Here is a 23,023-nt window from a genome sequence, read left to right on the forward strand (position 1 = left end):
ACCCGTGATTATACAGGTAAGAACCTGTTAGTTTTAGCTATTCTTAAAGGGGCCGTCCCTTTTATGGCGGATTTAATCCAGCAAATCAAGATCCCGTTGACGTATGATTTTATGGCCGTTTCCAGTTACGGGGCATCAACAACATCTTCTGGGGTCGTTCGGATTATGAAAGACTTAGAGCGGAGTGTTGAAGGAATTCATATCTTAATTGTCGAAGATATTGTCGATACAGGGTTAACCTTAAAATATCTTAAGGAGAACTTAACTGCGCGCAATCCCCAAAGTGTCAAAGTGGTAACCTTATTGGATAAACCTGATCGTCGTAAAGTCGATGTCACTCCGAATTATAATGGGTTTAGGATTCCTGATGATTTTGTTGTCGGTTATGGTCTAGATTTCAATGAGCAATATCGTAACCTTCCCTATATTGGAATTCTGAAACCTGAAGCCTATCAACACGCCTAAGGACATATAGAGTTTAAATTACCTTCCTCTGAGGGTAAAGCAAATGCTGACGGTTAGACTAGGATCGTCAGTTATTTTTCTATTTTATAAAAGGGTGGTTATTTCATGTCACAAGAATTAGTGCTGGTCTTAGACTTTGGGGGACAATATAACCAATTGATTGCCCGCAGAGTACGGGAGGCCCATGTTTATTCAGAGATGATTTCTTATAAAACTCCGATTGAAGAGATTCGAGCCCGTAATCCGAAGGGTATCATTTTCTCCGGTGGTCCAGCCAGCGTAAATCAGGAAGGAGCGCCTAAGGTCGACCCATCGATTTACGATTTAGGGATCCCGATTCTCGGGATTTGCTATGGCATGCAACTGATGACGATTCAACTCGGGGGTAAGGTGGAAAATCCGCAAGTTCGGGAATATGGGAAAGCAATCCTCCAGGTGGATGAAGCCAAGGGCATTTGGGAAGGTCTTGGCGGAGAACGTCAATGCTGGATGAGCCACGGAGATTCGGTTGTATCTTTACCGGAAGGGTTCAAAGTCGCAGCGCATACCAAACAGACTTCGGTTGCAGCCATGTTGAATGAAAAAAAGAACTTTTATGCGGTCCAATTCCATCCCGAAGTCAAGCATACTCCAGATGGTCAGAAGATGTTGGAACACTTTTTATGGGATATCTGTGGTTGCAAAGGCGATTGGAATATGGGCTCCTTTATCGAGGCTCAAGTCAAAGAGATTCGCCAAAGGGTAGGTCAACGTCGTGTTCTTTGCGCTTTGAGCGGTGGGGTGGATTCTTCGGTTGCCGCTGTACTTGTTCATCAGGCAATTGGGGATCAACTTACGTGTGTCTTTGTCGATCATGGCTTTATGCGCAAAGATGAAGCAGTCGAAGTCAAGAAGACTTTCACAGAGCAATTTCACTTAAATCTCGTTTTTGTGGACGCGAGTGAGCGGTTTATGAGCAAGGTCGAAGGAATTTCCGATCCTGAAACCAAACGGAAAAATATTGGGAGCGAGTTTATTCGTCTGTTTGAAGATGAAGCTCGTAAATTGGGTCAAGTCGACTTCCTGGTTCAAGGAACACTTTATCCGGATATCGTGGAAAGCGGTACCGAAACCGCCGAGACGATTAAATCTCACCACAATGTGGGGGGTCTCCCAGATGATATGCAGTTTGAATTGATCGAACCTTTGCGGATGCTCTTTAAGGATGAGGTTCGGGAAGTCGGAACGAAATTAGGAATTCCGGATGAAATTGTCAGTCGCCAACCGTTCCCTGGTCCGGGACTTGCTATCCGAATTTTGGGAGAAATAACCCGGGAGAAACTGGATATTCTGCGTGAAGCAGATGCCATAATTCTCGACGAAGTGCGGAAGGCAGGGCTTTATAAGGATCTCTGGCAAACGTTCGGTGTTCTACCGTCGATTAAGAGCGTTGGAGTTATGGGTGATGCACGCACTTACGCATACCCCATCATTGTCCGTGCAGTGACCAGTGAAGACGCGATGACGGCGGATTGGGCGAGACTGCCGTATGACCTGATGGAGAAGATCTCGACCCGGATTGTTAACGAAGTCAAAGGGGTCAACCGAGTCGTCTATGACATCACCTCGAAACCACCTGGCACGATTGAGTGGGAATAGTAACGAAAAAGCAGGAAACCCGCATGAATTAAGGGTTTCCTGCTTTATTTTTTTGCCCGTGGCTCTACTTTGGTTCTATAAGCTCAAACTACCTTTAAATCATGGAAAACGCGCTCTGCTTGCAAGCTCGCTGCGACATCTTTTTCGTTATACACCTCGCCGTCGTCATCGAGGGGTGCAGAGCCCCGGACAATACCGTTTTGATGTTTGCTGAGCTCCCGTGCGATGTCCTGGCCTTTATTCGGGTAAAGATGAGCATAGGTACGGTCTACCTCTTCCGGAGTGTCGCCGATCCGATTGGCGATGGCGTGGGTTCTGTACCCCAGCTCAATCAATAGAGCTACATGGGAATGCCGCAGATCATGAACCCGGATCCGTTCGATTTTGGCCTTTTCTGCCAGCCGGTCCAGTTCCTTATTGAGCGCCGTTTTCGTGAAGTAAAAAATTCGGTCATCCTTTTCCAGGCCGTAGAGCGCCTTTATGTAAAATTTCAGCTCTTGGTAAAGAAAGTCAGGCATGGAAACGACCCGGACGCTATTCTCGGTCTTAGGATCATCGAAGATGTCTTCGCCGTCCTTGCGCTTGAAGGTTTCGGTAATGTCAAGGGACTGAATGGAGTCAAGTACCTTCTTAGGGCTTAAGGCAAGGCATTCGCCTTCCCGGATTCCGGTCCAGTAGAGTGTCATGAAAGCGGCGTGGTACCCGGGATGCTCCTCCCCGGCGATGACCTCATTGAACTGCTCAAGCGTCCAGAACTTCATCTCGTCGGCTCGTTTCTTGCCGATAGCCTTCACCCGGTTGCAGGGGTTCTTAGGTAGGTTATAATATTCCACTGCGAAGTTCAGGATTGCGCTCAGCTGGCTGTTGATGGACCGAAGGTATGTCGGCTTATACGGCTTCCCGTTACGGGGGTTGGTCATCTTTAACATAAGGTTCTGCCAGCGCCGGATATCGGCATTTGTGATTTCAGAAACTATTTTTGATTTAAAGATTGGCAGGACGTGCGTCTCGATCATGCTTTTCTTGGTATCTTGTGTAGATCCTCTGACCCTGTTCTCGAAGTCTTCATAATAGAGATCAACCAGTGATTGAAAGGTCATATTGGGGCTGCCGGCGACTTTGAGCAAGAATTGCCTTTCCCAGTCTTTAGCGTCTCTTTCCAGCTTAAACCCGCGTTTTTTCTTTTTTCGTTTTACACCCTTCCAGTCAGTATAGTAAAACTGGGAGGTCCAGGTGCCTCGTTCTTCATCTTTATTCGCCGGCAAAAAATCAGCCTCCTTAAAAAAGCCCTGCCCTCGAAAGGGTGGGGCATTATCTATTTATACGCTAATTCAGTTTAATGTGTATTGTTCAATTGTTGGCATTTTCCACTCCTCCTTATTTTAGAATGTACCTTGAATACTAATTCTAGGTGCATTTTTGATTATTAATTTAGTATGATTCCTACCGAATCAGTCGAATCATATCTGAGGGAATGCAAAGACGATTAGCGAATTGTTCAACAGTTTCCCCCTCTTCGGGTTCCTCATCTCCAGCTAAAAGCTCTACTGCAAATCGGTTTGCTTCGTATTCTATTCTCGATTCCATTAGGGAATTTTCTGCTATAAAGAAATAGCCAGATCCAGAAGGGGAAAGAGCATGGTGACCGAGCTCGTGGGCAAGGACAAAACACTGCATTTCTTCAGAAAGCAACGAATTGACGATAATAATTTTTCTCCCAAATGCTGAGATAATCATTCCTTTTATCTTACTGAAAGGAGAAAAATAAACACTTAACCCTAAAGATTGAGCCAGATCAAACGGATTATTGGTCATATTTTCGTTAACGATTCTTTCAACTTTTTGACGAATATAGTCCATTTTGTCACCTCTTTTGTTGAATTTTGTCGATGATGAATAATATGAATAGAAGCTACTCCGCAGTTTTAACGGAGTAGCTTCTTGATTATTTCAAGAGGTATTTATTTATTTTCGGGTGTATCTTTGTCTTTCCGGAGTCTCTTCCAAACATATTTCAAGACATCGATAATTTCTTCTTTATCCGTCTCATCGAGAGGAGCTCCGTTGAATTGTACGTTACTTGTATGGAGGAACTCTTCGAGATCTTGATGTGTTGGTTCTTCTTCGAGGGTAAGAGGCTTGGGCGATGAAGTAAATAAATTATTACGACCCAAAAGTTGGTCAACAGAATACCCGAAGAAATCAGCAAATAATTGAACTGTATCTAAATTTGGTTCACGTTTGCCTGACTCGTATAAAGAGATTGTTGATTCAGCTAAACCAATTTTTCCCCCTAATTGGGATTGAGTTAATCCTCTATCTTCACGAAGCTTTCTAATATTTGATCCTAATAAACTCAAGGTATCACCCCTTACTTCTTTACTATACGCAAAGTTTAACCAAATATCACGTGACAATATGCAAAGATTTCACTTGACAATATGTAAAGTTTAAATATAATTAAATTAAACATTACGAAATGCAAAGTTTGGAGGTGATTACACATGGAAGATATTTACGATATAACACTTCAAGAAATGGTAGATCAAGCGGGATTAAAACAAAGGGAAATAGCAAAATTATGGGAACTTCATGAAAGTACAGTATCACTGAAGCTTAGTGGTAAAAGAAAAGTGAGTCTCGAAGAGGCAATAATTCTTGCCAGATATCTTAATACATCGCTGGATCAAATTTATCACGCCCTTAACTTTGCAATTTGCAAAGAAGATGCCGGATAAATTTTAACTATTATATGACGCGAGGCAAAGGAGGAATCGGCAATGGCGTTTTACCATGTTGAAGATGTAGTGGCTCTACTTGGTGTTTCCAGATCCAAAGCTTACAAAATCATTCAGGATCTTAACAAAGAGCTTAAGAAAAAGGGATATATCACTGTTTCCGGCAAGGTACCCAAGAAATATTTCCTTGAAAAGTTTTACTGTGATCCCGCTGATATTGTTCCTACTGATCAGCTGACGGCTGCAGCCAATTAAGGAGGAAAGCATAGTGAATCGCTCACGAATTGACTGGACTGATTATACCTGGAACCCGGTTACCGGATGCCAGTTTGATTGCCCTTACTGCTTTGCCAGGAGGCAATCACTCAGATTCTCCGGAGATATCCGGCTGAATCTGACCGATGAGCGTTGCCTGGGCGACAAGGAGAAGGGGCTGTATGTGCTTGATAAACCATTCATCATCCGCGAGGACAGGTCTATCAGTTATCCCTTTGGATTTGCCCCAACGTTCCATGAATATCGGTTGGATTGGCCGGGAAATGTGAAAAACAGCGCCAACATCTTTGTTTGCTCAATGGCCGATTTGTTTGGGGAATGGGTACCGGACGATTGGATTGAGAAAGTATTCAGGGCCTGTGAGAAATATGATCAGCATAATTACCTATTTCTCACCAAAAACCCCTCTCGACTGGATAAAGCCATAGACAACTTTGTCTGCGAGGACCGGGAAAGTCAGGATAGTTATAAATTCTTTTCTAAGTTCTGGTTTGGAACTACGGTCACGAGCCAAAAGGATATTGAAAGAATTTCTGAGCTATCGATTTTTGAGGAAGGGCACCGCTTCTTAAGCATTGAGCCACTTCACGAGCCAGTATTCTTGGATCTGAAAAAAGATCTACGGCCAAACATTGACTGGGTTATCATCGGCGCCGAAACCGGCCGTCGGAAGGGAAAGATCTCTCCCAAAAAGGAATGGGTCCAGAATGTCGTCAGGCAATGTCGAGAGGATGTCGGGATCCCGGTGTTCATGAAAGATTCCCTCCGTAAGCTGATGGGCGAAGAGTTTGTTCAGGAATTCCCGCCTGAGCTGCTTCACAAGCCAATAAGCCAAAAGCTGAAAAGAAGCTGTGGGAACCATGCGGTATCTGCGGAACCGACCGGCCCAAGAAAGAGATGATTGCCCTCCTATACAGGGTAAAGCGCGGCGAGGGAGTAATCCGACTGGGATATGCCTGCCCGGAGTGCTTTTCCAAATTACAGGCCGCAATAGCATCCAGTAGCCCATGCGAAATTAAGAATGTTTAGGATCGTGGGATGATGCAGCTGTAAAAGTGAAATAGAAGCGAGACTAAATCCACGAGTAGATAATAACTAACCATATTTTACCATAAAATTTACAATTTAGGTATAGAAGGTGAATAAAGATGTCTATGCTTAATCCTGATATCACCCAACCTATCAAAGGGGGAACTTAATAACCCGATGCCTTGAAGAAACAATTGCCGATTACAGTTATCCGTTTTTATTTCGATCTTTTTTGGGCATTCAATGATTGTTCAAACTGATGATTTTGGAGTCACTGATTATAGTTGCCTGAATTTTTATTATGGAGTATCAATCTCCATATCTCTTTCACCAAGTTATATCGTACTTGAGCCGGTTAATAGACCTGATGGTTTAGTAAAAGATCTTAAGGCTTGCCTTCTGATTAGGCAGCAGCGAACCAAAGCAGTCCTCGGCTGGCTTTGCTGGGAATGAGTGCGAAAGGAGAAAAAATCATGAATGATTATTACGCTAAGAGGGTTAATGAGCAAAATGAGGATTTGAAATCCATTAGAGTCAGGGATGACCTGAAAATAAACCTTACGAATAAGGCTTTTATAAGCCTAAAATCCCTAGCCTATAAAGCAGGTTTCGAGAGTGCAGAAGAACTTTTATCATCCTTCATTGGTGACTTAACTGGATGGGGGTACACCAACGGTTCTGATGAACGGGATTATGCCGATAGATGGTACGAGAGAGCCTTTGGATCAAGTGATTATTACACTAATTTTAGATATTATCTTTTCAATAATGGCCTTTCCCTGGAGGATATGGCCGACATGCTCGATGATGAGGACTATTTCGAGGACGTATATCAAAGCTATATTGATGAAAATGAGGGTAAGACCAACCAGAGTAAGGATGACTGTTTAGCCCTTGTGAAAAAGATTTTAGAGAAAGGTGAAGAGCTGTAGATACTATTTAGGAGATTAGTGGCACCCCATAAAGAGCTCAAGCCAGGGGGAATTAGATGATAAAGCAGTTTTTTGAAATCTTTGGTGGCATGTTTTTATTTGCTTTGGATCGTCAGCTTATTATTCCGGGTATTATCGTTGCGGGTGTTCTTTTTTTTCTGAGATATAAAGGTATCATTTCATGGTAAGAGTACTACGATTAAAAGCTTAATGCCCCTGGTTTGTAGATATTAAATAGGGAGAAAGACTATAAACCAGAAGCCATAAATTAGAGCAACCTCAATAAAAACCAGAATACGCCCTTATTCGTTGGAAAAAGTCGTATAATGATTGTTACTTCTTTTGGAACATATTACCATAAAAGAGGTGTATTTTCTATAACCTTTTTTATAAACAGGGAATTAAACCCTATGACTAAGTTAGGGATATAGGAAGGAGGATAATAATGCAAGAAACATCGATATTTAATTCAGATCTTGAAGACGTTGAAAAAGCAATAAAAGATCTACGAAAGAAGCAGCTGGGACTTAAAGTACAGAAGAAACTTAAATCTGATAAATATGATCCCGTAAAAGCAAAATTTGTGAAAGAGTGGCTTAAGGATTTGTACTACATTAGAAATCACTACCCTGGCTATAAACCTCAGTTATCTAAAAGTTATTCTTCGCAGCATTCGAAAGAGGAAATCTTGTTTGACGATCCTGCATTACTAGATTTGGCGGCAAAAACAGACTTCAATGATCCTTTTGAGTTTGTAGAACAAAATACTTCTGAGCGAGTTATTGAGCTTATGGATGATCTCTCAGCGAATGAATGGGAAGCTGTGACAATGGTCTGGCTCCATGGCCTTGGACCTACGGAAGCCGGTAAGTACATGAATTGTACAGCCAAAAATGTTTCAACATACTTGCTGAGGGCGCGTGCAAAAATGCTCAAGAAAATTGAGACACCGGCAAAGCAGATGGTTATATCCGGATTTGATCTTCCACCGACGATTCATCGCAAACGAACAGTTAAAGCATGTGAAATAAGTAAAAAAACTGAAGTTTCTTTTGAGCAGTTAGCAATATTTTAGGAGGGGGTCAGTTTTGGTTGATATTGTACTGATTGATGGTAACAATATTTTATTTCGTTCACATTATGGTAGGCCGCAGATACTTGATCAGAAAGGAAGCCCAATTCAAGGTATTCAAGGTGTAGCAAGTGTTGCTCTTAAGCATTATCTCAAATGGCATCCGAGTCAAATTATTGTTTGTTGGGATGCCCCAGGAAAGACTTTTAGGCATGAATTATATCCAAACTACAAGGGCCATCGCAGTGAGTCTCCTCCAGAATTGCTAGAGCAGATAGCTCGGGCCAAGAAAGCTTTGGATAATCTTGGCCTTAGTCAGATTGAAGCAACCGGCTTCGAGGCGGATGACTGCATTGGCACACTTGCGGATCAAGCGACTTCTGAGAACAAGCTTGTTTCTGTGGTGTCTGGCGATCGTGATCTTTGGCAGCTGATTTCACGTAACGTATCTGTGGAATATTGGCCCATAAAAAAACCTAAGGAGTTGCTCACCCTTCAGATTTTTCAAGAACGATTTAAAATTGAACCCGGCCAAATTTTGGACTATAAAGCTTTAGTCGGGGATGCTTCAGACAATATACATGGTGTGCCAGGGATAGGAGATAAAACAGTCTGGCCACTCCTCCAGCAGGGATTAACGTTAAATGACCTTCTAAAAAAGCCTGATTTATTAAAACCAAGACAGGCCAGAATGTTGCTCATGTACAAAGACCAGGCGTTATTGAGCAGCGAACTTGCAACCATAAAGACTGAGATCCATCTTAACGTGTCTGAAGGACCAATAAATATTACGTCTGATATTGCAAGGTTAACAATACGAACCCTAGGCCTACAGAAATTATGCGCTTAAGCAAACTATCTACAGAGTTAGGGGGAACAAAAATGTACTGTATCACACGGGAAGATATGAAATTTGGCCACTATTTAATCCCAGCAAGAACAAGTGCCGAAGTTGTCAATACTCCTCAGTATCACGAAGTAAATATTCCCGGATTACATTTGCGTATTGCCATTAATTTATTTAATATCCATCCTAAAAAGCATTTAGGAGTGCCCATTTCCGAGATCGAGATTAATAATGAATTTGAAAGATGTGCTTATGGGTCTGCAAAATCAAAAATGATCGGCATAGAAATTGATACCCAAGGCGATCAAGTGTATATAGATGCTGGGGACAAGTTCTATCGAGATGCAACGCTTAGTCAATGGAATGTAGAGAAGATATTTGGCGAAAATACTCCGGATGACTTAACTAAAGCCCCATACAGCCACCTTAAAGAATATAGGCTAGAAAGCATTATTGAATATCTAGAAGAAGAATTTGCTGAGTGGGTTAATGGTAATTGCGAATTTACTATTCTGACTGAAGAGGATATTGAAAACGGGATTGGTTTTGACGGAGCTGGGCCAGGAGACAGAATACTTTCTGATAAAGGCTTAGAGCAATTTAGAGAAAAGCAGCTCGAATATCAGAAAAGACTAGAAAGAACAGGCTTTACCTACAGATTTAAAGGCGGCCTGATCTGGGAGTAATTAATGTGAAAGGCGGGGGTAAGCAGATGAAAGGTGAATATGAAAGTACGGCTAAAAATGAACTCAATAAAGCACGTCATACATGGTGTGATCTGCCTCAATATGTTAATACCGATGCATATGAAGCTGCCTTATTCGGATGGATTGGTCAATGTATAGATCATGGAAGAACGGATATAAAAAACCTTGTCTTGTATGCTTTGGATCACGAGACTGGCGACAAAGAGCCCTATTTCCCCTTTAATCGCAATAAATGAAAAAGAGCCGTTTGAAACGGCATTACAAAATGTTACAAAAATATTTTATCACTCTTTTATAAGACTAAAAAGGTTATTGCTAATAATTTTAACGGTACCTGAGAGGCGGTGGATATAAGTGAGTATTACAAAGATTGAATGGTTAAATAGTCCAGATGGAAAGAAGGGTATGGTCTGGAATCCGATTACGGGTTGTAAAAAAATTTCCGAGGGCTGCCGGAATTGTTATGCTGAACGCATGTCGAAACGACTCGCTGGAAGGTGCGGATATCCAAAGGACGATTCCTTTAAGGTAACGTTGCACCCGGAAAAACTGGATGAGCCATTGAAGTGGAAAAAGCCGCGTAGGATCTTCGTTAATTCCATGAGTGATTTATTCCATGACGATGTTCCAGATGAGTTTATAGACAGGGTTTTTGCGGCAATGGCAGACGCATCACAACATACCTTTATGATTTTAACAAAACGTCCGGAACGAATGAGGAAATATCTTTCTCCTGATAACCCAAGGTACACTGCAAGAAAAGTATTTGATCTAACTCAAAGCGAAGCAGGGAAGTTTGATTGTGATTTGCATTGGCCTTTGTCTAATGTATGGCTCGGTGTTTCAGTTGAAAACCAAGCTGTCGCAGATGAACGGATTCCCTTGCTTTTGCAGACACCGGCAGCGGTGAGGTTCATTAGTATGGAGCCGTTGTTGGGACCTGTGAATTTGACTAATTTGCATTATGAAAGGGTTACATCTATCGACGCATTAAATGGTTTTCACGGATTTCCGAAGCCTCATGCAGAAGGACGAAAACTTGACTGGGTAATCTGCGGTGGAGAAACGGGTCCAGGAGCCAGGCCGTGTCATACAGATTGGATACGGAGCTTAAGAGACCAATGTCAATCTGCAAATATACCTTTTTTCTTTAAGTCATGGGGAGAGTATTGTGCCCCATCACAAATGCCCGAAAACACCTATATGGCCTGGGAATGTCATCATGGTACGGAAAATTGTTGGAGTGAAGATAATCCATCGCCATGGAAGATTGGTAAAAAGAGATCCGGCTGTGAAATCGATGGCCGGACATGGGGAGAATTTCCTAAAGTACGTTTATAAGATAAATATATGACCCTTACTCTCGAATTAACGGGAGATCATTGGAAAACAGAGAGAGGAAAACTAAAGGAGCATATTTTTCCTTTGATCGTTGCAGAGGAAACCTTTTAGGAGGCTGCACAATGACAATCCAATTGGTAAGCTTCTGGCAAAACCTAATCAGAAGCTTTATGGCAATACCTCAGATTGATTTGATATTTAATGAGTTGGAACTAACTGAACTTCTCAAGAGAATCAGGGCTTTGGGGTTAAGCACTTACCATCCTCATACCATCGAAACTGCATTTTTATGGTGGGATACACTAATCCTTATTTTTATAGGATTAATTATTGTTCTTTGGTTCTTATACAGATCAGCAACTTTAAAAAATTTAAATGATCTTTCCCCTATTGAAAATACAGTAGAAGACGATCGAAATTTTATTAGACGAGCTAGCATAGCATTTCGTACAGTTCAGGTATTGGCAGCTTTAGCAGTTTCTCAGCTACTTCTGGGGTGGCCTCTACTTTGGATCGCCTCAATTCTAGTTATTTTGGCTTTGGCATGCGTCGGAATAGGGCTAAAAGTAGCTCTGGTGGAGGCTAAAAACATTGAATTATAAGGTTCAATACATTAATTGAGCTGTGGGTTATTGTCAGTGAAATAGGTTCTAAATCTATTATGCTGATAAAGAAAACCTTCGCAAAAGGACAGAGAGGGGAAAATCAGATGAGGGATTGCTCAAAACCTAATCTTAACCGAAATAATAATCGTATATTTGTCCTTAACGAACTTTCCCTGAGGTTATCTCCTGCATTAGCAAACGAGATCGGCTTAAATGAGTCTATAATGCTCTTGCAAATTGAGTATTGGATTAGGATAGCCCCAGAGAAAAATATCATAGATGGCCGAAAATGGACCTTTCAAAGTGTGAGACAGATGCAGGAGAAAGCCTTTACTTTTTGGAGTATTTCAACGATCAATAGGACTGCAAATGTTTTAATCGATAAAGGTTTCATTATCGAAGGGAACTACAATAAGCACACTTATGATAAAACCCGGTGGTTTGCACTTAATTACGAAAATCTATCCCAATTAGAGGGCATTGTAGTGGGGGGGCATGGAGACACGGGCCCGTATCAAAATGACACAGGCCATGAGACACCCCCGTATCAAAATGACACAGGCTCAAATCAAAATGACACAGGGCTGTGCCAAAATGACACGACGATACCACAGATTACTCCAGAGAATACACCAGAGAGTATTAATACTACTGTTACTGCAGCTGCTGCAGAAAACATCGATCGGAAAATCATTAACCTTGAATCTGAAACCTCATCCCGTGCCTTTGAACCACCAAATGGAGGAACTAACTTTATAGGTGATCGGGCGATTACTTTTGCTGAAGAAAACTTTCAAGACAAACTTAAGCCTTTTGAAAAAAATAAGATAAGGGAATGGTGCATTGAATTTCAAAATCATGGAAGCCGGGACCCCGATGAACTGGTAATCACCGGACTTGAACGATGCATCATGATGAAAAATTATACGCTGGGCTACCTGGAGCCGATAATTTTAGACTATCTCAGGAATAACGTGACTACTGTAGAGAAAATAGCTGAACTCAATGATCAGTTCAAGAAAAGTAGAGAACGGAGAAAAACGCCTGAAACAAAGAAAGCAAGTGAGGCCAAACCCATAGAAAACGATAAATATAAAGATTTTTATCTTTAGGCCGATCGTCTAAGCCATAGAAAGTGGAGTGACGAAGATGGAGACTCAATTGACTATTGCGGACATTTTGAACGCTGTAAATGAGCCAATAGGGGTCGGTGATTATGTTGAACATGTCACAAAGCCAGAAGAGGTTCTTCAGGTGGTAAAAGGGCCTTATATGACAGTTATGAAACATACAGGACTAGATGTCCGCGATCGTAAGGAGCATATTCTTCCGGTTTTATTAAAATACGTCCGCAGAGTTTAAACAGAAAGGTGAAGAAAGTGGCAAGGAAACGTTTGAATAAAAGAATTATTAGCCAAGTGAAGCCAATCCAAAGCAATTCTGAAAAACAAACTTATTGTGTCAATTGCTGCAGCCGGGAAATCCGTAAAATAGCGCGTGATCGGTATTATTGCCCGGACTGTTGTACGGAGTTTGTCACCTTCGGTAATAAAGTGATCATGTATTCTATTACCGAAGATGGGAGCCTGAAAAAAATAGGGTAAAGGAAAGAAGCGAGGAAATGATCAAAGTAATAACCCTAATCGGTTTATTCACGGCTCTAGATCGTATCGTCATGTGGGCACAAGAAGAGGGGGAAGCAAAGTGGAAATAGGGACTCGAAGCCTACTATTCGGAGTTCATCAGTTCGTTTGGCACCCTAACACGGTTTATCTGGCTTGGGTTAATCTTTATGGGAAACCAACGTGGAAGGAAATCGTGTGTATCATTGTTCATGATTGGGGTTATTTTGGAGAACCGGATATGGATGGTGAAGAAGGATTAAAACATCCGGAACTAGGAGCTCGGATCGTGAATAAAATCTGTGGTTCAGAATACCAGGATTTAATTCTCGGTCATAGCCGGTCCTATACAAAGGTTAACGGAAAAGAAATAAGCAAACTCTGCTGGGCGGACAAGCTCTCCATCAAATATGATCCCTTGTGGCTTTATTTGCCCCGTGCCTGGATGAGTAGAGAACTTAAAGAGTATCGGGCCGTAGCTGATCAAAGTGGGTTTGTCGGCCAAGATAAATGCCATAGAACATGGTTACGAAAATTAAAACGGACGCTGATCCAACAGGCAAGGAAAGGAAGTCAAAAATATTTTGGAGATGAGTTGAGATGGATAGCTTGAACAAAGTTAAAAAAACTTATGAATTTAAGGATTTACATTTGTTTTGTGGAAGTGGCGGTGGCCGACTTGGTTTTAGACGTGCCGATGTAAAATTGGCGGGGTTACAAGGGAATTTTAGAAATCTATGCGGCATCGATGTTGATCCAAGAGCGTGCGAGAATTACGAATACTTGACCGGAGATAAAGCTGTTTGCATGGATCTTTTTGAACGCAGGGATTATATTGCATTTCATGGGCAAGAACCAGATGAAACATGGCGTGATGCAACGCCTGAAGATATTCGAAAGGCTGCTAATTATGAATATCCAGATCTTATCTTTCTTTCTCCCCCCTGTAAGGGATTCAGTGGACTTCTACCTCAGAAAACCTTCGAGACCGACAAGTACCAGGCTCTTAATCGCTTGACTGTTCGCGGGATATTCCTAGCGTTAGAAGCGTTCAAAGATGATTTTCCATCCTTTATCTTCTTAGAAAATGTTCCCCGAATTATGAGCAGGGGAAAGAAACTTCTTCATACGATTATGGGGATGCTTGAGGACTATGGCTATGCAGTGAATGGACTGCCCCATGATTGTGGAGAAATTGCCGGCCTTGGTCAGCATCGTAAACGATATTTACTCGTTGCGCGTAATCTGTCTAAAGTATCGACTTTCTTATATCAGCCGCCAAAACAAAGAGTTAAAGCAATTGGTGAAATTCTAAATAAAGTTCCCATGCCGGATGCCCCTTCAGCAGGACCAATGCACAAATTACCGCGCCTTCAATGGAAAACTTGGGTTCGATTAGCGTTAATATCGGCAGGCGGGGATTGGAGAGATTTAAAAAAGATTGCCCCGAAAGAATATCGGCTCGAACATATTCCAAGGGGAGGAGGCTCACATGGAGTTCAGGATTGGAATAGACCTAGTCATACAGTAACAGGAAATGCGAAGGTCAATGGATCAACTGCTGCTTGTATTGCGGACCCAAGGTTAAACTTAAAGAATATGTACCCAAGTGGTTACGGGGTACAGGCTTGGAATAAAGCATCTCAGACAATTCGTTCTGCAGGGAGAGTCATTGTTTAGTCGAAGAAGGAACCAACAAGTAAGATGAACTAACGGATTCATAGTTCAAGAAGTTAATCCGTAAACAATATAAATACATCAAGGATGTTGCAGCCGAAGGATTTTTCTAGAAACGTTATGCCCCGATTTTCAATCGCTGAAAATCGGGGCAAGTTTTTTTATGCAACGCTATTTGTTCCACCGTTTACAAAAAATACCTCCATATTCTTATCTCATGGAGATATTTTCTCAAACGTAGTTACAGGTGACCATGCACCCGAATATTAAACGCTTACATACAACTGATTTCGACAATTGTATCCGACAAAATTCTGTATGTAAAGGAAAAATAAGTAGTTATAATAATAATAATTGTGATCTTAAAATATCGAATTTTTAGGGGGGGAAACTTCAAATGCATAAATTATCAAACAAGTTATTATGTCTCTTCATAATAATATTATTGCAATTATTAACATTCTCAAACGTTGCTATTGCTAAAGGCGCTTCGGTGAAAGGGGTATCTCTGAACAAGACCAGTGACAATATACTAGTAGGAGCCAGTGATACTCTTGTTGCCATGATAACACCAACAAATGCGGCCAATAAAAGTGTAACCTGGACAAGCAGCAATACAGGAGTAGCTACAGTAGATAGCACAGGAAAAGTCACGGGAATAGCAGCAGGGACGGTAAATGTAACAGTGAAGACGGTAGATGGGGGTTACACTGATAATTGTGTAATAACCGTTACAGCTCCGAGCATTTCAGTGACAGGGGTAAGTATGAACAAGACCAGTGACAATATACTAGTAGGAGCCAGTGATACTCTTGTTGCGACGATAGTACCAACAAATGCGACAAATCAGAATGTAACCTGGACAAGCAGTAATACGGGAGTAGCCACAGTAGATAGCACAGGAAAAGTCACGGGAATAGCAGCAGGGACGGTAAATGTAACAGTGAAGACGGTAGATGGGGGTTACACTGACAACTGTGTAATAACCGTTACAGCTTCGAACGCTGTGACTGGGGTAAGTTTGAACAAGGCCAGTGACAGTATAGCAGTAGGAGCAAGTGATACTCTTGTTGCAACGATAACACCAACAAATGCGACAAATCAGAATGTAACCTGGACAAGTAGTAACACAGGAATAGCCACAGTAGATAGTACAGGAAAAATCACGGGAATTGCAGCAGGGATGGTAAATGTAACAGTAAAGACTGTAGATGGGAATTACACAGCGACCTGTGAAGTTACTATAGGCGTACCAGAGATGGTTATAGGATTGAACGTATCTAGCACAAGTTCTACTCAAACCAATTTGAACTGGATCCCAATGAGTGGAGCAACAAGTTATAATATTTATCGTTCAAATAGTATAGCGGGTTCATATACATTGATAGGAACGAGCACGACAGCAAATTACAGCGATATAGGGCTATCGGCTAATACGAGGTATTATTACGAAGTAAGCGCGGTGAACGCCAACGGTGAAGGTGCATATTCGGGGAATGTAGTTTGGGCGACAACACTTGTGGAAACGGTTACTGAACTAAGCGTTTATAGCATCAGTGCGACTCAGGTTAATTTGTTCTGGAATGTAGTAAATGGAGCAACTAGCTATAATATTTATCGTTCCACGAGCGTTACGGGTACATTCACATTGATTGGAACGAGCACAACAATAAACTACAGCGATACAGGCCTAACACCTAACACGACATATTATTATAAGGTAAGCGCGGTGAACGCCAACGGTGAAGGTGGACAATCGAGCGCAGTTACTGCGGATATAGACTTGTTTGGGTTTAGTCCAAGTTCAAACGAGATAGATTTGACATGGAGCCCAGTAAACGGAGCAATAAGCTACAATATTTATCGTTCCATGAGTTTTACAGGTACATTCACGTTGATTGGAACAAGCACGACAACAAGTTACAAAGAGATAGGGATAACGTCTAGTGCCACGTATTATTACAAAGTAAGCGCGGTGTATGCCAATGGTGAAAGTAAACAATCAAGTGCAGTAAGAACGTTATCGGCCTTATCAGAAAGCGTAGGAACGCCTAAGATCGCATCAGGAGGAAACGGATTTGCCTTTTATTTAGACTCAACTGGTCACGTCTGGGCCTGGGGGGGTGGAGTACTAGGTAATGAGACGACAAATAGTTCCAGCGTTCCTGTCCAAGTCTCAAACCTTTCAAATATCGTTGCCATTGCGGGCGGTGGAAACACCGGGTATGCGCTCGACAGTTTCGGTCATGTCTGGGCTTGGGGATATGGCTCGGACGGCAATCTAGGCAATGGAACAGTAGGTAATTCCCTTGTCCCCGTTCAAGTCTCCAACCTAACGAATATTGTCGCCATTACTGCAAGTTATAATAATGCTTATGCACTTGACAGTTCTGGACACGTTTGGGCTTGGGGATCTGGGTCTTTTGGAGAGCTAGGTAATGGGACCGATGGTGTTGTAATATTGGTAAATTCTTATGGAGACAGGTTTTATGGATCTACCACCCCTGTCCAAGTCTCAAACCTTTCGAATATTGTTGCTATTGCGGGCGGAGATGTGTCTACTTATGCGCTTGATAATACTGGACATGTCTGGGCATGGGGTAGAGGGGTTTATGGTGAACTTGGCATAGGGACGAACAGTTATTCTTCTAAAGTCCCTGTCCGAGTCACGAACCTAACGAATATTGTTGAAATAGCGGGTGGATCTTATAAGGGTTATGCGCTTGACAGTTTCGACCAAGTCTGGGCTTGGGGGGGGGGATGAACTAGGCAATGGGACGAACAGTTATTTCAATGTTCCTATCCAAGTTTCGAACTTAACAAATATCGTTGCCATTGCGGGCGGATGGGCTAACAGTTATGCACTCGACAGTTTAGGTCACGTCTGGGCTTGGGGATATGGGGGGGCACTAGGTAATGGGACGGAAAATAATTCCCTTGTTCCCGTCCAAGTCTCCAACCTTTCAAATATCGTTGCCATTGCGGGCGGTAGAAACACCGGTTTTGCGCTCGACAGTTTCGATCACGTCTGGGCTTGGGGAAGTGCAATGTATGGCTCACTAGGCAATGGGACAACAAGTGATTCTCTTATTCCCGTCCAAGTGTCGAACATTCCAACAAACGGTGGAACTGGCATTTCTGGCAATATTTCTGAGATTCAAATACAGGATCCCAAAGGAATACAGGATTCCGCAAGGTATTATGGTGAGCCAATAGATACTGCTACTGGAGCTCATGTTTTAGATCAAACTCTTTTAAAAGTACAGGGAGCGGAACCTTTTTCGTTTGACCTACACTATAATTCGCTTTTACTAAAGCCAGGTTCTTTTGGGTATGGATGGGAGAGTAATTACAATGCTTCGTTAGAGGCTCAAAGCAGTGGCAATATACTTATTCATTGGTCTATCAATCGTTTTAACACATTTGCACTAATTGGAGATGGCTATGTTCCCCAAGATCAGTCTATTCACTATGATCGATTGGTAAATAATGCTGACGGCTCGTTTACTTTAACTCGTAAAGACAATAGTATTTACCAGTTTGATGCTACTGGCAAGTTAATAAAATTGGGTAATGGACATGGGCAGTTTCTGAATATGTCTTATGATAGTTCGGGCAGACTTGTTCAAGTAATTGAACCTATTTCCGGTCAATTATTTTCTATAAACTATAACTCAACAGGAATGGTACAGTCCGTTACCGATACCGGAAACCAAACAGTAACTTTTACCTATGATGGAAATCAAAATTTGGTGAGTATTTCCAAGCCGAATGGGACACTTAAATACACCTATGACAGTATTGGCAGAGTCCTAACGGGATCGAACCCGTCAGGAGCACAAGTCTTTTCTGACACCTATGATTCGATAGGACGCATTATCAAACAATGTGATGCAAAGAATCAAATTACTACCTTAAGCTACGACGAAAGCAGTCAGCCGGGATATTTGCTGCTCACAATTACAAACCGAAACAAACAAACTGCCGTTTATAAGTATGACGATAAATATGATTTATTGAGCTTAACAGACGGCTTAGGCCATACCACTCAGTATACTTATGACGCCAACAGGAATAAAACAAGCGAAACGGACGCCAATGGGAATATAACTGCTTATACCTATGACACTCAAGGGAATCTTTTAACAATTACAGATCCCCAAGGTCACATAACCATGATGACCTATGATTTGAATAATAATCTGACGAGCATGACAAATGCTGCAGGCAAAACGATATCCTTTACGTATGACAGTATGCATAATTTAACAAGTGTTACTGATCTTTTAGGTCATAAGACGGCATACACTTTTGATAGTAATGGCCTTTTGCAAAGTAAAATAACACCCGAGAACGCCAAGACGCTTTACAACTATATTAATGGGCTACTCCAAAGTATAACGGACGCCGCCGGAAATACGATATCTTATCAATATGACTCAATGGGTCGGAAAATTGGTCAGACAAACCCGGATAACGGTCAGACACAAATGACTTATAACGACGACAATAAACTCACAAGTATCATTGATCCACTTGGAAACACCACCTATTATACCTTTGACGCAAATGGCAACAAACTGAGCGTTACTGATCCAAACGGTAACACGACAACGTACACCTATGACAAGGAAGGTAATCTTATCTGTCAAACCGATCCGCTTGGAAATAAAACACTATACCAATATGACAACGAAAATCATTTAGTACAAGTGACAGATGCTCTCGCAAATATTATTACTTATCAATATGATGATGCAGGACGAAAGATCAGCATGACTGATTCGATGGGTAATGTGATAAAAACACAGTATGATGTTGTAGGCAATTTGACGGGGAATACGGATGCCCTAGGTCACCAAATTCTTACTATAGCTTATGATACGCTCAATAACCCAACAACCCAAACGGACGCTTTTGGCAACAAGATAACCAAGCAGTATGATCTTTTGAATCGCCTAACAGCAACGATTGATCCCTTAGGACATAAGACTCAACTCCAATATGACGATGCGAATCATTTGATCGCATCGACCGATCCCGAGGGTGGAATCAGTGGCCAAGCCTTTGATTCAGATGGAAAAAGAATATCTTTAACCGATCCGAATAATAACCCAACTAATTTTACCTATGATGCTTTGGATCGCTTAACAGGAATAAGCAGCACTACTGGAAGCAGCATTAGCTATCAATATAACTCAAACAGTTTAGTTTCTCAAATGACCAATGGCAGGGGGCAAGTTGCGCAATATCAATATGATAATGCTGGGCGGATTGTTAGTTCAAGTGATTCTACGGGGGCAATAGCTTATACCTATGATAAGAACGGGAATCTTCTCACAGCTAGTGACTCGATTGGCACAATTACCAAATCTTACGATGCACTCAATCGACCGCTAAGTTATACCGATGTATATGGTAATGTAATTCAGTATAAGTACGATGCGGTAGGAAATTTAACTTCTCTTACTTATCCTAATGGTAAGGTCGTGGGTTATACTTACGATAAAGACAACCGTATGACGAGAGTAACTGACTGGGCCGGCAAAATAACATCCTATACTTATGATGCCAATGGGAGATTATTGACAACAACTCGACCCGATGGCTCAGTAGAAACGAGAAGCTATGATGCACAAGGGCAGCTTCTGGAATTAAAAGATGTAGCCCAAGATGGAACGGTAATCAATGATTACAGCTATACGTATGATGCCAATGGAAATATTCTGACCGAAAATAATCCTTCGGTCTTGGAACAAAGTAATACTACAACAGCAAGTGCCATCTCTATGACGTATGGCCCGGGTAACCGTTTGGCAATGTATAACGGACAGCCTGTAATGTATGATGCCGACGGAAATATGACGACTGGACCGTTGGGAAGTAACACAGCAACTCAATTTACCTATAATTCACGGAACCGTTTATTAAGCGCGGGAGGATTAACGTATACTTATGATGCGTTGAGTACACGTGTAGCTGTGACCGATGCCAAAGGAAATGTGACAAGGCTTATTACAAACCCGAACGCGTTCTTAAGCCAAGTGTTGATGGAGACTGATGCAAATGGCAGCATCCTGAAATATTATGTGTATGGTCTTGGCCTTATTAGTAGTGAAGATGTAGCAAGTTATAGTCTCTATCATTTTGACCACAGAGGAAACACAGTTGCTTTGACGGATCAAAGTGGTAAAGTCACGGATCGGATGGAATACGATCCATATGGCACACTATTAAACCGGACAGGTACAACATCGACACAGTTCCTGTTTGATGGCAGAGACGGAGTTTATAGTGATTATAATGGTTTGTTGTATATGCGGGCTAGGTACTATAATCCGATGATACAGAGGTTTATTAGCCAGGATACGCTGTTGGGGAGTATAGGTGTTATTAAGAGTTTAAATCGGTATGCTTATGTAGAAGGTAATCCCATTAGTAATATTGATCCTACAGGAAACTCTCTATGGGATATAAATCATTATATTCAGCCTGGAGTCAAAATCATAAATAAGATTTCTGATGTTACATCAACCGGAGCTACAACAGTAGCTATAGTCTCTGCCGCGGCATCGTTGGGAGGAGTGGACGCTCCAGTAACCCTTACAGTTGCTGGTGGAGCAACAACTGTAGCAACAGTGGCAGGTCAAGTGACCGAGCTTACTGCTGTAAGCATTGCATGGGATGACCCAAGTTCGGAAAATAAAGCAAACTTGGCTTGGGGCACAGCTGCATTAATACCTGGAATGAGGATGGGCAACCTAGGAAAAATGGCCGATCTCGGAGATAGGACCCAAATGATCTTTGATTTAGGAGGTAACATATTGAATGCGCCAGGGACATATATTCCCAAAATAATTGACGCGTACAAATATGCTTTAACCGGGGACATATATTCCCAAAATAATCAAATAAACTTTAAATAAACTTTAAATAAACTATTTCGGGTTAGTCATGTTTATGTACTGAGAAATACCAGGGAGAAGTGAAAGTAAGAATGTTTAATTATACCAATTTTGTGACCTTATTTTTGATGATGAGTTTTACTGCAGTTTTTATATTAGTCTGGGGAATATTACGTAAATGGCAAAGAGACATGTTGCAGAGTGGATTAATTGCATGGGTTTTGGCATGGTTAGGATATCTTATTTTTGATTTAATTCAAGTACCATTGAACTTTAATGTTTTGAAATTCAAAGCCTATGGCTCAACGACGTTAATGGCATTAGGCGTTATTTTAGGCCTTTACTTAGCGATTAAATATAAGTGGCCGCGGAGAAAAGTTGTATTTATGATTATGTTTATATATAATCCATTAATTGGATACTGGTTGATAGCGGTCTTTTCCGCGCCAATATATGTTGCTCTGCCATCCTTTGGTATTATTTCTTTCTTACTTAATTTAGGGGTGAAATATAGAATGGGTTAGTTCTAATTACACGAAGTTGTTTAAAGAAAAGAGGTATGCTCAAATGAAACGAATGTTTCTAATGAAGACCGTGATGACCTTAATGGTTATATTTCTTATTTCTGTATCTCCAGTATTAGCGATGACTTACGGCTACGACGACTTAGGCCGTTTGACATCTGTTACCTATGATTCAGGACAAAGTATAACGTATAATTATGATTCAGCTGGAAATATGATATCGAAAACCAATAGCTTAATATCTGAAACCCTGACGGTTCGCAGCACGACGACCGGTGGAATCACTCTGGCGCTGAGCCCGGCACTAGATGGCTTAAATACAAGCAACTTTAAGCTGGTTGACAGTTCGAACAACCCAGTAACTATAACTGGAGCGGTAACTACTGACAACGGAGCAACTTATCTACTTAGCGCATCGTTAAGTGCTGGTCAAACGTATACGGTCACGGCAACAAAAAGTGGTTATGACTTCGGAGCAGCACAAAACGTAGTAGTACCTGGGCTGATAGCCGAAACTTTAACGGTAAGTAATACGACAAGCAGTGGGATTACAATAGCGTTGAGTCCTGTACTGAATGGATTAACCCTAAGCGACTTCACGTTGATGGATGGCAGTACCCCGGTGACAATCAGCTCAGCCACTAC

25 protein-coding genes are annotated in these 23,023 nt (G+C 41.7%); 22 read left to right on the forward strand and 3 right to left on the reverse strand.

Going from position 1 to position 23,023, the window contains the following annotated elements:
* Window positions 1-465 (forward strand): hypoxanthine phosphoribosyltransferase (hpt, locus tag VM640_RS09665; protein ID WP_325391654.1); only part of this gene is annotated, 465 nt, incomplete at its 5' end.
* A 105-nt stretch (window positions 466-570) separates the two neighbouring features.
* Entirely contained in the window at window positions 571-2,103 is a 1,533-nt protein-coding gene (guaA, locus tag VM640_RS09670; RefSeq protein WP_325391656.1) for a glutamine-hydrolyzing GMP synthase, read from the forward strand.
* Window positions 2,104-2,186: 83 nt separating this feature from the next.
* Here guaA and VM640_RS09675 read toward each other — a convergent pair whose 3' ends face one another.
* The 3 genes from VM640_RS09675 to VM640_RS09685 form a co-directional block, all read right to left on the reverse strand.
* Entirely contained in the window at window positions 2,187-3,368 is a 1,182-nt protein-coding gene (locus tag VM640_RS09675; RefSeq protein ID WP_325391658.1) for a site-specific integrase, read from the reverse strand.
* A 178-nt stretch (window positions 3,369-3,546) separates the two neighbouring features.
* Entirely contained in the window at window positions 3,547-3,963 is a 417-nt protein-coding gene (locus VM640_RS09680) for an ImmA/IrrE family metallo-endopeptidase (RefSeq protein ID WP_325391660.1), read from the reverse strand.
* A gap of 101 nt (window positions 3,964-4,064) precedes the next feature.
* A complete protein-coding gene (locus tag VM640_RS09685) occupies window positions 4,065-4,463 on the reverse strand; it encodes a helix-turn-helix domain-containing protein (protein WP_325391662.1) in 399 nt (132 codons plus the stop codon).
* Between the two features lie 144 nt (window positions 4,464-4,607).
* On the opposite strand from VM640_RS09685, the gene VM640_RS09690 reads away from it, so the two are divergent.
* From VM640_RS09690 to VM640_RS09785, 20 genes are all read left to right on the forward strand, one after another.
* Complete coding sequence (locus VM640_RS09690) at window positions 4,608-4,841, forward strand: helix-turn-helix transcriptional regulator (RefSeq protein WP_325391663.1); 234 nt, start codon at window positions 4,608-4,610, stop codon at window positions 4,839-4,841.
* A 42-nt stretch (window positions 4,842-4,883) separates the two neighbouring features.
* Window positions 4,884-5,096, forward strand: a complete 213-nt coding sequence (locus VM640_RS09695) for a transcriptional regulator (protein ID WP_325391664.1) — start codon at window positions 4,884-4,886, stop codon at window positions 5,094-5,096.
* Window positions 5,097-5,109: 13 nt separating this feature from the next.
* Window positions 5,110-6,018, forward strand: coding sequence for a DUF5131 family protein (locus VM640_RS09700; protein ID WP_325391666.1), 909 nt, complete (start codon window positions 5,110-5,112; stop codon window positions 6,016-6,018).
* A gap of 601 nt (window positions 6,019-6,619) precedes the next feature.
* A complete protein-coding gene (locus VM640_RS09705; protein WP_325391668.1) occupies window positions 6,620-7,078 on the forward strand; it encodes a hypothetical protein in 459 nt (152 codons plus the stop codon).
* 56 nt (window positions 7,079-7,134) lie between these two features.
* Window positions 7,135-7,266: a hypothetical protein gene (locus VM640_RS09710; RefSeq protein WP_325391670.1), complete on the forward strand. Its 132-nt coding sequence runs from the start codon at window positions 7,135-7,137 to the stop codon at window positions 7,264-7,266.
* 257 nt (window positions 7,267-7,523) lie between these two features.
* Complete coding sequence (locus VM640_RS09715) at window positions 7,524-8,153, forward strand: sigma-70 RNA polymerase sigma factor region 4 domain-containing protein (protein ID WP_325391672.1); 630 nt, start codon at window positions 7,524-7,526, stop codon at window positions 8,151-8,153.
* 13 nt (window positions 8,154-8,166) lie between these two features.
* Window positions 8,167-9,000: a 5'-3' exonuclease gene (locus VM640_RS09720; protein ID WP_325391674.1), complete on the forward strand. Its 834-nt coding sequence runs from the start codon at window positions 8,167-8,169 to the stop codon at window positions 8,998-9,000.
* A 32-nt stretch (window positions 9,001-9,032) separates the two neighbouring features.
* Window positions 9,033-9,683 carry a hypothetical protein gene (locus VM640_RS09725; RefSeq protein ID WP_325391676.1) on the forward strand — a complete coding sequence of 217 codons (651 nt, stop codon included), beginning with the start codon at window positions 9,033-9,035 and terminating at the stop codon, window positions 9,681-9,683.
* A 5-nt stretch (window positions 9,684-9,688) separates the two neighbouring features.
* On the forward strand, window positions 9,689-9,940 hold the full coding sequence (locus VM640_RS09730; protein WP_325391678.1) for a hypothetical protein: 252 nt from the start codon (window positions 9,689-9,691) through the stop codon (window positions 9,938-9,940).
* Between the two features lie 118 nt (window positions 9,941-10,058).
* On the forward strand, window positions 10,059-11,045 hold the full coding sequence (locus VM640_RS09735) for a phage Gp37/Gp68 family protein (protein WP_325391680.1): 987 nt from the start codon (window positions 10,059-10,061) through the stop codon (window positions 11,043-11,045).
* 122 nt (window positions 11,046-11,167) lie between these two features.
* Window positions 11,168-11,647, forward strand: coding sequence for a hypothetical protein (locus VM640_RS09740; protein WP_325391682.1), 480 nt, complete (start codon window positions 11,168-11,170; stop codon window positions 11,645-11,647).
* Window positions 11,648-11,706: 59 nt separating this feature from the next.
* Window positions 11,707-12,762: a DnaD domain-containing protein gene (locus tag VM640_RS09745; RefSeq protein WP_325391684.1), complete on the forward strand. Its 1,056-nt coding sequence runs from the start codon at window positions 11,707-11,709 to the stop codon at window positions 12,760-12,762.
* Between the two features lie 37 nt (window positions 12,763-12,799).
* Window positions 12,800-13,012: a hypothetical protein gene (locus tag VM640_RS09750; RefSeq protein WP_325391686.1), complete on the forward strand. Its 213-nt coding sequence runs from the start codon at window positions 12,800-12,802 to the stop codon at window positions 13,010-13,012.
* 32 nt (window positions 13,013-13,044) lie between these two features.
* A complete protein-coding gene (locus tag VM640_RS09755; RefSeq protein ID WP_325391688.1) occupies window positions 13,045-13,254 on the forward strand; it encodes a hypothetical protein in 210 nt (69 codons plus the stop codon).
* A 100-nt stretch (window positions 13,255-13,354) separates the two neighbouring features.
* Window positions 13,355-13,885: a hypothetical protein gene (locus VM640_RS09760; RefSeq protein WP_325391690.1), complete on the forward strand. Its 531-nt coding sequence runs from the start codon at window positions 13,355-13,357 to the stop codon at window positions 13,883-13,885.
* The gene (locus tag VM640_RS09765; RefSeq protein ID WP_325391692.1) at window positions 13,873-14,952 is read left to right on the forward strand and encodes a DNA cytosine methyltransferase; all 1,080 of its coding nucleotides are present in this window, start codon (window positions 13,873-13,875) and stop codon (window positions 14,950-14,952) included. The genes VM640_RS09760 and VM640_RS09765 overlap by 13 nt, the downstream gene beginning before the upstream one ends.
* A 394-nt stretch (window positions 14,953-15,346) precedes the next feature.
* On the forward strand, window positions 15,347-17,713 hold the full coding sequence (locus VM640_RS09770; protein WP_325391694.1) for an Ig-like domain-containing protein: 2,367 nt from the start codon (window positions 15,347-15,349) through the stop codon (window positions 17,711-17,713).
* Window positions 17,667-21,875, forward strand: coding sequence for an RHS repeat-associated core domain-containing protein (locus VM640_RS09775; RefSeq protein WP_325391696.1), 4,209 nt, complete (start codon window positions 17,667-17,669; stop codon window positions 21,873-21,875). Before VM640_RS09770 ends, VM640_RS09775 begins: the two co-directional genes overlap by 47 nt.
* Before the next feature lie 71 nt (window positions 21,876-21,946).
* Window positions 21,947-22,378 (forward strand): hypothetical protein, encoded by a 432-nt coding sequence (locus tag VM640_RS09780; protein WP_325391698.1) that lies wholly within the window; start codon window positions 21,947-21,949, stop codon window positions 22,376-22,378.
* A 43-nt stretch (window positions 22,379-22,421) separates the two neighbouring features.
* A partial coding sequence (locus VM640_RS09785) for an RHS repeat domain-containing protein (RefSeq protein WP_325391700.1) occupies window positions 22,422-23,023 on the forward strand: 602 nt, incomplete at its 3' end.

The organism is Desulfitobacterium sp., assembly GCF_035539115.1.
In the GTDB taxonomy this organism is placed as follows: Bacteria; Bacillota; Desulfitobacteriia; order Desulfitobacteriales; family Desulfitobacteriaceae; genus Desulfitobacterium_A.

What these genes read in the sequence shown, in the direction of transcription:
- VM640_RS09680 (WP_325391660.1), bottom strand. Translation starts at nt 3,963, where the DNA reads ATGGACTATATTCGTCAAAAAGTTGAAAGAATCGTTAACGAAAATATG.
- VM640_RS09705 (WP_325391668.1), top strand. Translation starts at nt 6,620, where the DNA reads ATGAATGATTATTACGCTAAGAGGGTTAATGAGCAAAATGAGGATTTG.
- VM640_RS09770 (WP_325391694.1), top strand. Translation starts at nt 15,347, where the DNA reads ATGCATAAATTATCAAACAAGTTATTATGTCTCTTCATAATAATATTA.
- VM640_RS09750 (WP_325391686.1), top strand. Translation starts at nt 12,800, where the DNA reads ATGGAGACTCAATTGACTATTGCGGACATTTTGAACGCTGTAAATGAG.
- VM640_RS09780 (WP_325391698.1), top strand. Translation starts at nt 21,947, where the DNA reads ATGTTTAATTATACCAATTTTGTGACCTTATTTTTGATGATGAGTTTT.
- guaA (WP_325391656.1), top strand. Translation starts at nt 571, where the DNA reads ATGTCACAAGAATTAGTGCTGGTCTTAGACTTTGGGGGACAATATAAC.
- VM640_RS09740 (WP_325391682.1), top strand. Translation starts at nt 11,168, where the DNA reads ATGACAATCCAATTGGTAAGCTTCTGGCAAAACCTAATCAGAAGCTTT.
- VM640_RS09710 (WP_325391670.1), top strand. Translation starts at nt 7,135, where the DNA reads ATGATAAAGCAGTTTTTTGAAATCTTTGGTGGCATGTTTTTATTTGCT.
- VM640_RS09695 (WP_325391664.1), top strand. Translation starts at nt 4,884, where the DNA reads ATGGCGTTTTACCATGTTGAAGATGTAGTGGCTCTACTTGGTGTTTCC.
- VM640_RS09765 (WP_325391692.1), top strand. Translation starts at nt 13,873, where the DNA reads ATGGATAGCTTGAACAAAGTTAAAAAAACTTATGAATTTAAGGATTTA.
- VM640_RS09745 (WP_325391684.1), top strand. Translation starts at nt 11,707, where the DNA reads ATGCTGATAAAGAAAACCTTCGCAAAAGGACAGAGAGGGGAAAATCAG.
- VM640_RS09725 (WP_325391676.1), top strand. Translation starts at nt 9,033, where the DNA reads ATGTACTGTATCACACGGGAAGATATGAAATTTGGCCACTATTTAATC.
- VM640_RS09690 (WP_325391663.1), top strand. Translation starts at nt 4,608, where the DNA reads ATGGAAGATATTTACGATATAACACTTCAAGAAATGGTAGATCAAGCG.
- VM640_RS09715 (WP_325391672.1), top strand. Translation starts at nt 7,524, where the DNA reads ATGCAAGAAACATCGATATTTAATTCAGATCTTGAAGACGTTGAAAAA.
- VM640_RS09775 (WP_325391696.1), top strand. Translation starts at nt 17,667, where the DNA reads ATGCGCTTGACAGTTTCGACCAAGTCTGGGCTTGGGGGGGGGGATGAA.